This window comes from Stenotrophomonas maltophilia group sp. LNF247 (genome assembly GCF_054083135.1).
Genome location: NZ_JBSRQL010000001.1, coordinates 386,638 through 401,126, shown reverse-complemented (window position 1 = coordinate 401,126; position 14,489 = coordinate 386,638). Strand labels below are relative to the sequence as shown.

Genomic DNA, 14,489 nt, shown 5'->3' with positions numbered 1-14,489 from the left:
TACCCCAGGGGTCGGGGAGGTTGTGGTAGCGCCGGGCCACGCCCGGCGGAGACCCGTGACGCGGCCTTACGCCGCCATCGCGACCTTGCGCAGGCGGTCCAGCACGAAGTCAGCCAGTTCGTGCGGCGAGTACTTGGCGACGAAGGCATTGGCGCCGACGCGCTCGACCATCGCGTTGTTGAATACGCCCGACAACGAGGTATGCAGCAGCACGTACAGGCCGGCAAGGCCAGGGTGGCGCCGGATTTCCGTCGTCAGCGTATAGCCGTCCATGGCCGGCATTTCGATGTCCGAGATGACCATGGCGTAGCGCTCGGCCGGGTTCTCGCCCGAGGCGTGGATCTGCAGCAGATGGTCCAGCGCCTGCTTGCCATCGGAAAGCAGGGTGGCGCCAACGCCCAGCTGGTCCAGCACGCTGCGGATCTGCTGGCGGGCCACGCGCGAATCGTCCACCACCAGCACCTGCAGCTGCGGGCCATCGGCAGGCATTGCCATTGCCGGATCGAGTACGGCATCACCGCGTACCTGGGCGATATCGGCCAGCACGCTTTCAACGTCGATCACCTGGATCAGCTCACCCTGGAAGCGGGTCACCGCCGTCAGGTAGCTCGATTCGGCACCCAGTTCCGGCGGCGGGTGGATGTCTTCCACCGCGATGTTGACGATGCGCTCCACGCCGCTGACCAGGAAGCCCTGGATCGAACGGTTGAATTCGGTGACGACCAGGTAGCCAGGCGAGGTGTCCGCGTCAGGCTCACGCTCGGGGTGGCCGATGGCCAGGCCCAGGTCGAGCACCGGCACCGAGCGGCCGCGTACGTCGGCCACGCCGGCAAACTGGCTGGGCAACCCGGGCACCTGGAACAGCTCCGGGCGCCGCAGGACTTCCTGCACCTTGAAGACATTGACGCCAAAAAGCTGACGTCCGCCGAGACGGAACAGCAGCAGCGCCAGGCGGTTGTGGCCGGCCAGTCGGGTTCGCTGGTCGATCCGGTTGAGCAGGTCATGGGACATGGCTGCTGTATCGGCGGGGTGGGCGCCAAACTTGAGGGCGCTCTGCCGCCTGCGCGGTCCGCACCACGTTTGTAGAGTCGACTGTCAGTCGACCGCTCTTCGATCCGATCACGGAAAACCCCGTGCTTCGCGCGAAAGTCGACTGACAGTCGACTCTACCCATCCGGTCGCATCCCCATCCCGGATCCGATCAACGGGTCCCGGCGCTCTGGCACACCCCTTGCACGCACCAGGGCCAGATTCCATCGACAGGAGGCGCCATGCGCCGGGTCACACCTCTATTCGCCATCGTGCTCGCCGCAGCCGCGCCATGGGCAGCCGCTGCAGAGTGGCAGCCGGTTGCCAGCATCCGCGCGGCGGCGTTGTCGACGCTGCCTGCCGGGAGCGAGGGGGAGGCGCAGGTGGCCGATGCGCTGCGCCTGCCCAAGTGTGGCGGCGCGCTGCAGGTGCAGCCCACCGCCAACACCACGGTGGAAGTCAGCTGTCCGGATGCGGGCGGCTGGCGCCTGTTCGTGCCGGTAAAGGTGCGGCGCAACCAGACCGTGCTGGTGCTCAACCGCGGAATCGGTACTGGAGAAACCCTTACTGCTGCCGATATCACCACTGCCCAGCGTGATGCCGCCCGGATTGCCGGTGCGGTGCTGGCCGATCCCAACGCAGCGATCGGCCGCATCGCCCGCCGTCCGTTGCAGGCCGGGGCCCTGCTGTCGAGCAACGATCTGGTGGTGCAGCGTCTCATCAAGCGAGGAGACAATGTGGCGCTGGTCTCGCGTCGCGGCTCGGTCGAGGTCCGTATTGCAGGCCGTGCGATGGGTGACGCGGGTGAGAACGAGCGGGTCTCGGTCGAGAACCTGTCCTCGCGGCGGATCGTGCAGGGCACGGTCGACGCCGCCGGTGACGTAATCGTGGCGCGTTGAATTACCGCAGAATATCCCTAAAGATCACGGCCCTGCGGCCGTTATCCCATGTGAACGGCAACTCCAGGACACCCCATGAGCCAGAAAATCGACGGCAACCTGCAGGTCCCCCAGGCCCTGCGCAGCGTGACGACCCCGGCCAACAAGCCCGGTGTAAGCACCGATGCGGCGGCACGCCCGGTCGAGGCGGCCGACAGCCTGCGCCTGACCGGCGAGGCCACCAATCTGCAGGCCATCGAGCGTGAGCTGACCACCGCCCCGGCAATCGACGCCCAGCGCGTGGCCGCCGTGCGCGAGGCGCTGCAGAACGGCACCTACAAGATCAATCCGGACGCGATCGCATCGCGCATGCTCGAGCTGGACCAGCAGCTTCACGGATGACTGCGGCGATGAGCGAGCCGCTGCAGCGTCTTGCCCAGGCCCTGGACGTTGAACGCCAGGCCCTGGTCGAGCACGACGTGCACGCCCTGATCCGGGCCACCGGCGCCAAGCTGGAAGCGCTGCGTGCGCTGGAAGGCGCGCCGCCGGTCGGGGAAGGCGAGCAGCTGCAGGAACTGGCCGAACGCAACCGCGCCAACGGCGTGCTGCTGTCGCGCCGGCGCCGCGAGGTCAACTGGGCCCTGCGCCAGCTCGGGCGCACCGAAGATGCCTCGGCCTACGATGCCAAGGGGCAGGCGCACACCGTCACAGCGCGCCGCCCACTCGCCGTCGCCTGAGGCGGCGGTCGAACAACCCCATCACGCGGGCTGAAGCCCGCTGCACGAGCGCGTATATTGGGCGTCTGTTCGAATGCCCCCGAGTCGCCGTGTCCGCTGCCAACGCCCTGGTTACCGCCCCCCTTCCGCCACAGCCGGTACTGCAGGCCCTGCTTGAGCGCCTGCGCGAAGGGCTGCTGCTGTTCACCGAAGACGGGCAGGTTGCGCTGGCCAATCCAGCCGCGCAGAACCTGTTGGCAAGCGGTGAGGATGGTGCATTGCCGCCCCCGCAGCGGCTTCGCGAGTTGCTGCCCCCCGATGCGCTGGAACACGCGCGCCAGCATGGTCACTGGAACGGCAGCCTGCCGCTGGGCGAGGGCGTGGTCATCGCCCACCTGTATCACCACGGCCCGGTGGGGCAGGGGCACTTCCTGGCCTTGTTCCGCCATATCGAAGGACAGGAAGACTACGAGCGAGAACTGCAGCAGCGCCACGCCGAGCTGCGCCAGGCCTACCTGCGGCTCAACGGTACCCAGGAGAAACTGCTGCAATCTGAGAAGATGGCCTCGATCGGCCAGCTTGCTGCCGGCGTCGCGCACGAGATCAATAATCCGATCGGCTACGTGCACTCAAACCTGGGCAGCCTGCAGGAGTACCTGCGCAGCCTGTTCACCGTGATCGAAGCCTACGAACGCGCGTTGCGTGCGCCGGACCCGAAGGCGCTGATCCCGGAGATCGATGACATCCGTGACCGCCTGGACATCGATTTCATCAGCCGCGACCTGCCGCAGCTGATGGCCGAATCGCGCGAAGGCATCGAACGGGTGACGCGCATCGTGCGTGATCTGAAAGACTTCTCGTATTCCGGGCGTGACGAGTCGTGGAAGCTGGTCGACCTGCACGCGGGCCTGGAATCGACCATCAACATCATCTGGAACGAGCTCAAGTACAAGGTCACCCTGGTACGCGAGTTCGGCCAACTGCCGCTGGTGGAATGCCTGCCATCGGAGTTGAACCAGGTCTACATGAACCTGCTGCTCAACGCGGGCCATGCCATCGCCGAGCGCGGCACGATCACCGTGCGCACCGGCGTCGATGGCGACCAGGTGTGGGTCGAATTCGAGGACACCGGCGGTGGCATCTCGCCGGAACTGCGCCAACGCATCTTCGATCCGTTCTTTACCACCAAGCCGGTGGGCAGTGGCACGGGCCTGGGCCTGTCGATCTCCTACAGCATCATCAACAAGCACCATGGCCGGATCGACCTGGACAGCACCCCGGGCGTGGGCTCGCGCTTCCGCGTGGTGCTGCCGGTGAAGCAGCCGCGCTGACCGCTTCGGGTAATGCCGGCCGCTGGCCGGCAACCTCATTAACCCCGTCACGTAGCAGCCGGCCAGCGGCCGGCTCTACCAGGGCCTGTCCCGGCCTGCGTTCGCGCTGGCTCTACCAGGGCCTGTGCCGGCCTGGGTCGCGCCTCGGGTAGTGCCGGCCGCTGGCCGGCAACCTCACTAACCCCGTCACGTAGCAGCCGGCCAGCGGCCGGCTCTACCAGGCTGGATCGTTACCGCAGCGGGCGGTCCTCGCCGCCGTCTCCGCTCTCCACCGGCGCCGGCCCGGCGTTGCTGCGGCGCTGTTCCTCGTACGTGCGGAACGCCTGGTGGATATGCTTGCGCAGCTCGTCGTCGTTCCATGGCTTGGTCAGGAAGCGGTAGATCGCGCCGCGGTTGATCGCATCGGTCACCGTGTTCAGATCGGTATAGCCGGACAGCACCAACCGGATCGTGTCCGGATACAGCATCTTCACCCGGCCGAGGAACTCGGTGCCGCTCATGTCGCTCATGCGCTGGTCGGACAGGATCACCTGCACGTCGTTGATCGCCAGCAGGTCGAACGCATCACGCACGTTGCCGGCCGCCAGGATGCGGTAGCCGTCGCGACGGAACAGCCGCACCAGCGATCGCAACACGTTCTCTTCGTCGTCCAGCAAGAGCAGCGTGCGGTCGGGACGGGTCTCGGCGAAAGCTTCCGGGCGCAGGTAGCGGCGGCGCAGGGTCATGCCTGCGGCATCGGCCGACATCGGTTCGCCGAACAGGTAGCCCTGGAACACATCACAGTCGTTGCGACGCAGGAAGCCAAGCTGCGCCTGCGATTCAACGCCGTTGGCGATCACCGTCATGCCCAGCTGATGGCCCATGGCGATGATCGCGCGGGCGATGGCCGCCTCGCGGTTGCCGGCCGGCGCGCTCTTGATGAAGCTGCGGTCGATCTTCAGCTTGTCCACCGGGTAGCGCACCAGCGCACTGAGACTGGAGTCACCGGTGCCGAAGTTGTCCAGGCTCAGGCTGATGCCCTCGTTGCGCAGGTTGGCCAGCGTCTCATGCACGAAGTTGACGTTGTTGGTCAGCGCGCTTTCGTTGATTTCCAGCGTCAGCATCTGTGCCGGTATGCCCGCGGCCTGGATCAGGCCCATCACTTCGGCGAAGAAGTTCGGCCGCAGCAGCTGCAGGGTGGAGACGTTCACCGCGATGGTGAAATCGTCGAAGCCTTGGTCGCGCCACAGGCGGGCCTGCTTGAGTGCACCTTCCAGCACCCAGGTGCCGATCTGCACGATGATGCCCAGCCGCTCGGCGGTGCGCATGAAGCGCTCCGGCACCAGCATGCCCAGCGTCGGTGACTGCCAGCGCAGCAGCGCTTCCATGCCGACCACGTGGCCATCGCGGGCGCTGACCAACGGCTGGTAGCGCAGTTTCAGTTCGCCGTTGGGAATGGCATCGACGATCTGCCGCGCGATGATGCTCTCGCTGTGCGCGCTCGGCGGCGTGTCCACGGCGTGGATGCGCACCGCGTTGCCGCCCTCGCGGGCGGCCTGGTACAGCGCATCTTCGGCGTGGTCCAGCAGGCGTGAAACGTTGCTGGCATGCTCCGGGCACAGGCTCACGCCCAGCTTGCCGGTCATGAACAGCGTGTACGGCAGGACCGACAGCGGCAGTTCCATCTGCTGCCGGATTTCCTCGGCGAAATCCTCCGGCAGTGGCACCTCGGCTGTGCGTGGCACCGCGATCAGGAACTCGTCGCTGCCGTGGCGCCACAGTTTGCCGCGCCCTCGCAGGTAGGACTGCAACCGCTGCGCAACCAGCACCAGGGCCTGGTCACCTACCTCGGCGCTCATGTTTTCGTTGACAGAGGCGAAGTGGTCGATGTCCACATGCATCAGCATGAGTGCGGTACCGCCCGAGGCCGCCTCGGCGACCATCACCTGCAACTCGGGGTTGCCGGCACCGAGGCGATCAGGCGCATCATCGATGCTGACCGGGGGCTGGTTGGGATTCCACATAGGCTCAGTAGTCCGGTGACTCGGCGGCGGCCATGCTGGCTGCCTGGTAGGGGAGATGAACGTCGATCAGGGTGCCTTCACCGTGCGCGGATTCGATCCGTACATGGCCACCGACGCTCTGCGCACGCTCGCGCATCACGATCAGGCCCAGTCCGCGCGGGCCGTCGGGGTCGAAACCCTCGCCGTCGTCGCGGATCTGCAGGTGCAGGCCGCGCTGGCCGACGTCGCGCAGCTGCAGCTGTACCTGGCTGGCACGGGCGTGGCGCAGCACGTTGGTCAGGCTTTCCTGGGCAATACGGAAGCAGGCCTGCTCGATGCTGTTGTCGGGACGGTGCGGCAGCGGCTCGATCTCGGCCAGCAGCTCCACCGGCGAGGAACGGAACAGTACCCGTGCCTGCCAGCTCAGCGCCGCTTCCAGGCCCAGTGCGTCCAGCTGCGGCGGCCGCAGCAGGGTAGAGATGTCGCGCAGCTTGGCCACCGTGGTATCGGCCAGGCTGACGATCTGTGCCAGGTCCTCACCGCGGCGTTGCGGATCGTCCTCGTCCTGCGCGGCATAGGCAGACAGCTTGATCGCCGTGATCGCCTGGCCGATATCGTCGTGCAGGTCGCGCGAGATCGCGCGGCGCTCATCCTCCTGCAGCGAGAACAGGCGGCCGGCCATGGCCTGCAGTTCGCGGTTGCTGGTTTCCAGTGCGCTGCGGATGCGTTCGGAATCACTGAGATCGCGCACGATCAGCAGCTTGCAGTCGCGGCCGCCATAGCGCACCTCGCCCACTGCCAGGCCGGCATGGAAGCTGCGGCCATCTGCGCGCTGCATCGCCACCACGCTGCTGTGGCCCGGCCCCAGGTGCAGCTGGCCCGCACGCAGCTGGCTGCGCACGCGGGCCAGATCGGCGCTGTCCACCAGTGCCGAAAGCGGTTCGCCCAGCAAGGTGTGGCTGCCATAGCCGAACAGGCTGGCGGCCCAGGCGTTGGCGTACAACACGTGTTCGTCGGCGAGGATCACCACACCGTCGGGCAGCACCCGCACCAGCTCGCGGAACTGTTCCTCGCGCTCGCGCAGCAGGCGACGCGACTGCTCGCGCTCGGTCACGTCCTGCAGGGTGCCCAGCACGCGGCTGCGGCCAGCTTCATCGATACCGCTGGCGGCGCGCAGGTGCACCATCAACGCGCGCCCGTCCATCGACAGGACGGGCAGCAGCACGTCCACCTGCACCGGCTCGCCGGAGCATAGTTCGGCCAGCAGCTGTTCGGTCTGGGTGGCAGTGGCCGGATCGGCCGGCACCAGCAGTTCGTCGAAGCGGTGCCAGCGGCGGGCCTCGGGCGGGCGGCGGCCAAGCAGCCGGTAGACCTGGTTGGAGTAGCGACCCAGCCCGGTGGACGGGTCCAGCTCCCAGGCGCCGATACGGGCCAGCTCGTGGGCTTCCTCGACCCGGGCCAGCGCCTGGTCGCGGCGCAGCTGGGCCAGGTCTTCGGCGGTGCGGTCGATGGCAATCAGCAAGCGGGCGTTGTGGCCGTCATAGCTGATGGCGTTGGACCGCAGCTCCATCTGCCGTAGCGAGCCATCACGCAGTTGCAGCTGGGCACGCAGGATGCAGAGCTCCTGCGGCGCCTCGCGGATCGCCTCCAGCTTGGTCTGCAGTGCCTGGTCCTGGCCGGGCGGCCACAGCACGTCGATGGTCTTCTCCAGAAGGTCACCGCGCTCCCAGCCGAACGCGGTGCAGGCAGCCGGATTCGCGTCGAGGATCGCCAGCGTGTCCAGGTCGTAGACCAGGATCGGGCCGGGATTGCCCTCGAACATCTGCCGCAGGCGCAGCTCGGAGGCCTGTTGGCGCGCGTGGGTGTGCAGCACGTGCTCGGCCAGCGGGCGCAGCAGCAGATACAGCAGGCCTGCGCTGGCCAGGGCGAAGAACGAGCCCTTCAGGCCCTGCCACAGTGCCGCCTGCTGCGGATCGGGCACCAGCGCCTGCACCACGCTGTCGGTAGAGATCATCCAGGCCAGCGCCATCACCAGGTAGCTCAACACCACCCGGCGCCGGTCACGGCTCAGCGCCTGAGCCATCCGCGGGTCGGGAACAGGGGCGTTGCCGGTCGGTTCTGCAGGCATGGACGAGGCGGGTGACAGGGGCGCTGGTCATCTTACCCCGCAGCGCGCCGTGACCACTCAATTATCCGCCGCAGGCGCCGTTAACCACTGCGTGCCCCGCTGACGGGCGTGTCATCCGGAGCAAGATCGCGTGGACCAAGGGATCATCGCCAGCCTGCTGCAGCACCCGCTTGCGTCGGCGCTGGTCATCGTCGACCGTACCGGGCGTCCGCTGGCGGCCAATCCGGCCGCGCGCGAGCATGGCCTGCCAGCCACCGTGGCGGCCTATGCGCCGATGCTGGAAGATCTGCGCCTGATGGCCGCCGATGGCGGCATCGTGGCCTGCACGCTGCCGGGCGGCCCGCGCGGCCACTACGACGGCCACCTGCGTGCGGTGCACGACGGCGCCGGCAACCTGCTGGCCTTCACCCTGAGCATCCCCGAGCCGGTGCCGGTGGACGGGGGAGGGCGCTGGGAGCTGGCGCTGGACAGTGCCGGCCACAGCCTGTGGGACTGGGACATCCCCAGTGACCGCGTGATGCGGACGCCGGCGCTGGGCGACGAGACCGCCACCGAGCTGCTGGCTCGGGTGCACAGCGAGGACATCGCCCTGGTGCGCGCAGCGCTCGACGAGCACCTGCATGGGCACAGCGAGCAGTACAGCGCACAGTTCCGTTTCCGCCAGGCTGATGGCCAGTGGCGCTGGGTGCTGGACCGGGGCCGCGTGGTCGCGCGCACCGCCGATGGCCAGCCCCTGCGCATGGTCGGCACGCATACCGATATCGAGCAGCAGAAGCAGCTCGAATCGCTGCTGCAGGAACAGCAGCTGCACCTGAGCGAGGCCCAGCGCATCGCCAGCATGGGCAGCTGGTCGTTTGATCCCAACAGCGGCCATTTCTGGTGGTCGCCGGAACTGCGCTCGCTGCTGGCGCTGGAGCAGGGCGCCGTGCCCGGCCAGCGGCGCTGGTTGAAGCAGCTTCACCCCCGCTCGCGGGGTGCGTTGCGTGCGGCCTGGCGGCGCTTGTGGCGCGATGGCCGCGCTGCCAACCTGGAGCTGGAACTGACCCGCGGCCATGAGCCTTCGCAGCATCTTCGCCTGTGGATGCAGCCGCTGCTGGACATGGACGGCCAGCCCAAGCGCCTGCTCGGCCAGGTGCAGAACATCACCGAGCAGCACCAGACCGATGCGCTGATCCGCTGGCGCACCGAACTGCTGAACCGGGTTTCCGCGCTGGGCCGCATCGGCGGCTGCGAGATCGAAGTGCAGACTCGCAGCATGCAGTGGACCGAGGAGTGCTACCGCATCCATGGCCTGCGCAAGGAACCGATCACCCTCGACCAGGCGTTGGCGCTGTACACGGAGGACTCGCGCAACGCGTTCGAGGCGGCACTCGCCCGTATCGCCAACGGCGGCCTGCCCGAGCAGCTGGACCTGTGCTTCTACCGCCAGTCCGGCCTGCGCGTGTGGGTGCAGGTGCTGATTGAACTGGACCGCCGTGATGGCCTGCCGCCGCGCTTCGTGGTGCTGTTCCGTGACATCACCCGCGAACGCGAGGCCAACGAGCGCATTGAACTGCTGGCCCACTACGATCTGCTGACCGGCCTGCCCAATCGTGTGCTGCTCGGCGAGCAGACCGCCGAGGCCATCGAGGAAGCACGCGACCGCGGAACCTCGCTGGCGATGCTGTTCATCGATCTGGATGGCTTCAAGACCATCAACGACAGCTTCGGCCATGCCACCGGCGATGCGCTGCTGAAGGCGGCGGCCACCCGCCTGCACCAGAACCTGCGCAACAATGACCTGTTCGGCCGCTTCAGTGGCGACGAGTTCATTGTGGTGCTGCGCGACCTGGCCGAGCCGGAAGACGCCGGCCACGTGGCGCGCAAGCTGATCGCCTCGCTGGCCGAGCCGCTGCGCCGTGGCGAGACCACGTTGAAGGTCGGCGCCAGCGTCGGCATCGCGATGCTGGGCGATGCGCAGACCGACTTTGATTCCCTGCTGCGTGCTGCCGACGCCGCGATGTACGCGGCCAAGGAAGCCGGGCGCAATACCTACCAGTACTACAGCCAGGACGCATTGGCCCGCATCCAGCGCCGGCTGGACGTCGAGCATGCCCTGCATGGGGCCATCGAGCGCGACGAGTTCAGCCTGGCCTACCAGCCGTTGCTGCACGCTCACCACGGTGAGCCACCGGCGATCGAGGCACTGTTGCGCTGGCACCGGCCCGGGATTGGCTACTGCAGCCCGGCCGAGTTCATTCCCATTGCCGAAAAGTGCGGCGAGATCGTGCGCATCGGCGACTGGGTGCTGAACGAGGCCTGCCGCCAGGCCACCGCCTGGGACCGCGCCGGACTGCAGTTTGATCGCATCGCGGTCAATGTGTCGGCGGTGCAGCTGCGTGATCGTGGCTTCGCCGAACGCGTGATCGAGATCTGCCATGCCCATGGCTGGCCGCCGCAACGGCTGGAACTGGAGCTGACCGAGTCGGCGTTGATCCGTGACACCGACATCCTGCGCCATTGCTTCGACGTGCTCGAACGGCACGGCGTGCCGCTGGCGGTGGACGACTTCGGCACCGGCTTCTCCAACCTCAATTATCTCAACCGCTTCCCGGTGGGGCGCCTGAAGATCGACCGCAGTTTCGTGCAGGGCATGCTGCACGACTCCGGTACGGCCGAAGTGACCCAGGCCATCGTGCACCTGGGCCATGCGCTGGGCATGAAGGTGGTGGCGGAGGGCGTGGAAACGCACCAGGAAGAAGACATGCTGCGCCGGCAGGGCTGCGACGAGATCCAGGGCTACCTGTACTCGCGCCCGCTCAGCCCGCGCGACCTGGCACAGTGGCTGCGCCAGCCGCAGCCGGTTTCGCTGCGCACCGATGCCAGCGGGGAAGTGGTGCTGGTGCGCTGACAGCCATACTTTGGTAGGTGCCGACCGTTGGTCGGCACGAATGCATGTACCTCGCGATCACCCACGCTCGGCGTGCAACTACTTACCGCGGGTATCCAGTTTGGTTGGTCGCGCCTTGGCCACTGTCGCAGCAAGGGCTTCCAGCTCAGCGAGACGATCTGTCTTCACCAGATGCGCCGCATTCCAGCCACCTTCGGAAACCGCGGGCGAAAAGCTGTACATCTCATTCGGAGCCAATGGCCCAAGTCGGTCAAGTGCATGCGCATGCAGGGGCCGCTCATCGTCGTCGGTGACGTCAAGATAGGGCCCATCCAGGGCCTCCAGCAGGAACGCCAGTTTCCAGTTGCGTTCCGCCGCATCGGCGGGGTCTGGCACATCCGATTCTGTCGTGACGTGTCCACTGTGTGGATCGATGCTGATCTGCGTGGAGGTGTTCTCCCCACACAGCAGAATCTGGCCGAAAGCTGTTACCGCGTAGACATGGAGAGTATCGGCACCCTCCATGGGATTGCCTTGCAGGAACGCAGTAGCAACCTCCGCATACAGGTGCGGATCGACCAAGGCGAGCTTGTCGTCCCGATAGCGTGCGAACCCGTCGCGTTGCCACAGCGCCAGCAGCAATCCTGGCAGCTTGCCTTCCCACGCTGCAAAGGCCGCTTCGGAAGCAGGTTCACCTTCGCTGCTCATAGCGAAATTCTGCATGAAACCGTCGGAATCGATCTCTGCCGCCGTCACGTCAGGGTTCGGCCCGGCCAGGGAGTTCGAACCCAGGTTGATGGGCAGGTAGTCCAGGAAATTCAACATTGACTCCGCCTGTGCGGTTTCCTTGTTTGCCTCCTGGGTTGAAATGACGGTCGCTGTGCTTCCAGAGACAAGCAACAACGTTCCCGCCGGAAGGCTTTGCCATGGCTCGTTCAGTACAAGATAGCGCTCGGATGAGTCGTCAACATCAGCGTCCAGGATGATGACCTGTGGACCATCCTTCACACACCCGGCGGAGATCTCGACAGTTGCATCGGTCACACCTGCATCAGGATCGGTCACATCTACAGGTGCGGAGTAGGGCTGTTGAAATTCGCCGAAGGACTGGAGCGCTTGGTGAAGGGCGAGCAGGGAGTCGGGATCTACGGCAAGCGGTTCTGAAGCAACCGGGAGCTGCAAAGCGAGTGAAAGGCAGAGGGCGGCGCTGGTCATCGGGCTGATCTGAACCGGAATCGGCCCTTTACGATGAAGGGCCGAGCGCTCACGATCCATGCAAACAATCCGAAAATCGTGAGTCGCGGGGCATCATCCACGCATGGCGTGGATCTACCTCGAAAATTCCGCCTTCAACTGCATGCGCAGGGCCTCGACGACGGCCGCATAGCGCCGCTTCTGGACCAGATAGCTGGCCAGGAACAGCGGCAGTACCAGCAGCATCGGCGCCACCATCGGGCGCATCGCCACCAGCGGCAACAGCAGCAGCGACAGGATCGCCACGAACCAGCTGCACAGGCCCGTCACCCGCACCTCGTGCCGTCGCGCGTTGAGTACGATGCGACCGCGCATCACCGGGAAGTAGCGCAGGCCGAAGCTCGGCGCAAAGCTCTCACGGAACGCCATGCTGCCGTCAGGCAGCGCATGGAAGGCCAGTTGCAGCCACTTGTCCTGCGGCAGGTCACGTTCCAGGCTGCCCAGCGAGAGGCGGGCCTGCATGGCCGGTGACGCCGCAATGCGTTCGTTGAACAGGGTGATGCCCCAGCTGAAATAGCCGGCCACCCAGGCCATCATAAGGACGGTCTCGATCAGCAGAAGTGCGATCAGAGCGATGGCCATCGGTCTTCCATGAAGGGTACCGGTGGATCATGCCATGCGCGACGGCCCATCCACGCATGGCGTGGATCTACTTAAGCGCATCCCCATCCAGCCCGAGATCCCAGGCCAGGCCCAGCAGCGCCTCGTCCGCCCGCGACGGGGCCGGGCGCGCGTCCGCCAGTTGCTGCAGCTCGCGGATCTCCTCGCGTGCCACATCCTCCAGCTGTTGCAGCTGCTCACGCACGCTCGCGTTGCGCGGGCGTTCGGTGTCGGTGAGGGCGGGCAAGGCGCGGATCAGGGTCATGGTGCGCGTACAGGATGCATCCAATGGCGGGTTACAGGCAAAGGCCCCGGACGAACCGGGGCCTTGCGGGCTGCTGGCGAGGGCAGCGGACATCAGGATCAGAACAGCTCGACGGTGCCGGCGCCCATGCTCTGCTGGGCAACCGGCTTGTGCGGCGGGCGTTCCCATTCGCTGCGCAGTTCGCGCAGGCGGTTGCCGGTGCGCTGCAGGGCGGTGGCGATCTCTTCGTCGAACACGCCGCCATTGCGGTGCAGCAGCTCCTGCAGGGCCACCGCTTCGCGGTTGATCGCGGTCAGGCGGTCCAGGTGGGTGTGCACGCCGCCCAGGGCCTGGGTGGCGATGTCCTCGAACTGCAGGGCGCGCACGGCCTCGGCCACGCTGCCATCGATCGCACGGGCGCACTCGGACACTTCACGCATGCCGTCGCCCAGCGACGCGTTGATCTGCGCGACGTTGTCGAGCATCGCCGCCGCTTCCTGGCGTGCTTCGCGGGAGCGGTCCATGTCGCGCGAGGCCATGTGCGAGACCGTCTCGCGCACCTTGGCAATGGCGTCCTTGGAGCTGTGTGCCAGCTTGCGGATCTGCTCGTTGAAGGTGGTCGAGCGCTCGGACAGGTTGCGCACTTCGTCGGCGACCACGGCGAAGCCACGACCGGCTTCACCGGCACGCGCCGCTTCGATGGCCGCGTTCAGCGCCAGCAGATTGGTCTGGTCGGCGATCGACTTGACGTCTTCCAGCAGCGCGAAGATGCCATCCAGGTGCTGCGCCATCTGGTCGATGTGCTGCACGGTGGTGCTGCTCTGGCCGCTGACCTGTTCCAGCGCTTCCACCAGCTGCTCCATGCGGTGGCTGGCGTGCTGGGCGAAACGGGCAACGTCGAGGCCGGCGTTGCCTTCATCACCGGCGCGGTCGACGATGCGCGACAGGGCCTGGCTCTGCTGGCGCGACTTGCGGTTCATCGCATCGAAGCTGCCACCGAGGCTGGAGACGGCCTGGCGGATCAGGTCACGGGCGCGTTCCACTTCGCCGCGCGAACCGTCGATCTCGTTGCCGACGAAATTGCGCAGTTCGGTCAGCAGCTGGTCCTGCTCACGCAGGACACGGGCATGTTCCGGGGAACGGTGCGCCTGGGCGCGGGTGGTCCACCACGCAAAGCCGAGCCAGCTCAGCGTCATCGTGGTCAGGATCGCCCAGCGCAGGGCGGCCGGCCATTCGAAACCGATGGCGAAGGGGAGCAGCAGGGTCAGAGCCAGGGGGGCGGCCAGACGGATGAAAATGCGTGAGTACATGGACGTTCTCGGGAGGTGCACGGAGGATGTATCGGCCGTACCCCCTTTCTCTTTAACGTCGATGTGCCCCGAAGTGCATTCTGAATGCACCGGTTTTCCGGCGCTGGCGGTGATTCGGTGTCCGATTCCCTTTTCCATGGAAAAGCGC

Annotated in this window: 12 protein-coding genes; 5 read left to right on the top strand and 7 right to left on the bottom strand. The window is 66.6% G+C overall.

From position 1 onward, the window contains the following. Positions 1–66 precede the first annotated feature (66 nt). Positions 67–1,011: a chemotaxis protein gene (locus tag ACTXG9_RS01885; protein ID WP_019659622.1), complete on the bottom strand. Its 945-nt coding sequence runs from the start codon at positions 1,009–1,011 to the stop codon at positions 67–69. Between the two features lie 260 nt (positions 1,012–1,271). On the opposite strand from ACTXG9_RS01885, the gene flgA reads away from it, so the two are divergent. From flgA to ACTXG9_RS01865, 4 genes are all read left to right on the top strand, one after another. Continuing rightward, complete coding sequence (gene flgA / locus ACTXG9_RS01880; RefSeq protein WP_019659623.1) at positions 1,272–1,928, top strand: flagellar basal body P-ring formation chaperone FlgA; 657 nt, start codon at positions 1,272–1,274, stop codon at positions 1,926–1,928. 75 nt (positions 1,929–2,003) lie between these two features. Beyond that, a complete protein-coding gene (gene flgM / locus ACTXG9_RS01875; protein WP_019659624.1) occupies positions 2,004–2,309 on the top strand; it encodes a flagellar biosynthesis anti-sigma factor FlgM in 306 nt (101 codons plus the stop codon). Next, a complete protein-coding gene (locus ACTXG9_RS01870) occupies positions 2,306–2,644 on the top strand; it encodes a flagella protein (RefSeq protein WP_010485882.1) in 339 nt (112 codons plus the stop codon). The genes flgM and ACTXG9_RS01870 overlap by 4 nt, the downstream gene beginning before the upstream one ends. An 89-nt stretch (positions 2,645–2,733) precedes the next feature. Then, positions 2,734–3,954, top strand: a complete 1,221-nt coding sequence (locus ACTXG9_RS01865) for an ATP-binding protein (RefSeq protein ID WP_019659625.1) — start codon at positions 2,734–2,736, stop codon at positions 3,952–3,954. Positions 3,955–4,184: 230 nt separating this feature from the next. Here the strand turns inward: ACTXG9_RS01865 and ACTXG9_RS01860 are convergent, their stop codons facing one another. Together ACTXG9_RS01860 and ACTXG9_RS01855 are read right to left on the bottom strand one after the other, a co-directional pair. Beyond that, complete coding sequence (locus tag ACTXG9_RS01860; protein ID WP_019659626.1) at positions 4,185–5,957, bottom strand: EAL domain-containing protein; 1,773 nt, start codon at positions 5,955–5,957, stop codon at positions 4,185–4,187. Positions 5,958–5,961: 4 nt separating this feature from the next. Next, entirely contained in the window at positions 5,962–8,064 is a 2,103-nt protein-coding gene (locus ACTXG9_RS01855; protein ID WP_021201762.1) for a sensor histidine kinase, read from the bottom strand. 130 nt (positions 8,065–8,194) lie between these two features. Between ACTXG9_RS01855 and ACTXG9_RS01850 the strand changes: the two genes are divergently transcribed. Then, positions 8,195–10,954: a bifunctional diguanylate cyclase/phosphodiesterase gene (locus ACTXG9_RS01850; RefSeq protein WP_111104354.1), complete on the top strand. Its 2,760-nt coding sequence runs from the start codon at positions 8,195–8,197 to the stop codon at positions 10,952–10,954. A gap of 78 nt (positions 10,955–11,032) precedes the next feature. On the opposite strand, the gene ACTXG9_RS01845 is transcribed toward ACTXG9_RS01850, so the two are convergent. The 4 genes from ACTXG9_RS01845 to ACTXG9_RS01830 form a co-directional block, all read right to left on the bottom strand. After that, the gene (locus ACTXG9_RS01845; protein WP_111098327.1) at positions 11,033–12,208 is read right to left on the bottom strand and encodes a GAD-like domain-containing protein; all 1,176 of its coding nucleotides are present in this window, start codon (positions 12,206–12,208) and stop codon (positions 11,033–11,035) included. A gap of 54 nt (positions 12,209–12,262) precedes the next feature. Further along, positions 12,263–12,769, bottom strand: coding sequence for a hypothetical protein (locus ACTXG9_RS01840; protein WP_111104361.1), 507 nt, complete (start codon positions 12,767–12,769; stop codon positions 12,263–12,265). Positions 12,770–12,836: 67 nt separating this feature from the next. Further along, entirely contained in the window at positions 12,837–13,052 is a 216-nt protein-coding gene (locus ACTXG9_RS01835; RefSeq protein WP_005416471.1) for a hypothetical protein, read from the bottom strand. 98 nt (positions 13,053–13,150) lie between these two features. Further along, entirely contained in the window at positions 13,151–14,341 is a 1,191-nt protein-coding gene (locus tag ACTXG9_RS01830; RefSeq protein WP_005416472.1) for a methyl-accepting chemotaxis protein, read from the bottom strand. Positions 14,342–14,489 lie beyond the last annotated feature (148 nt).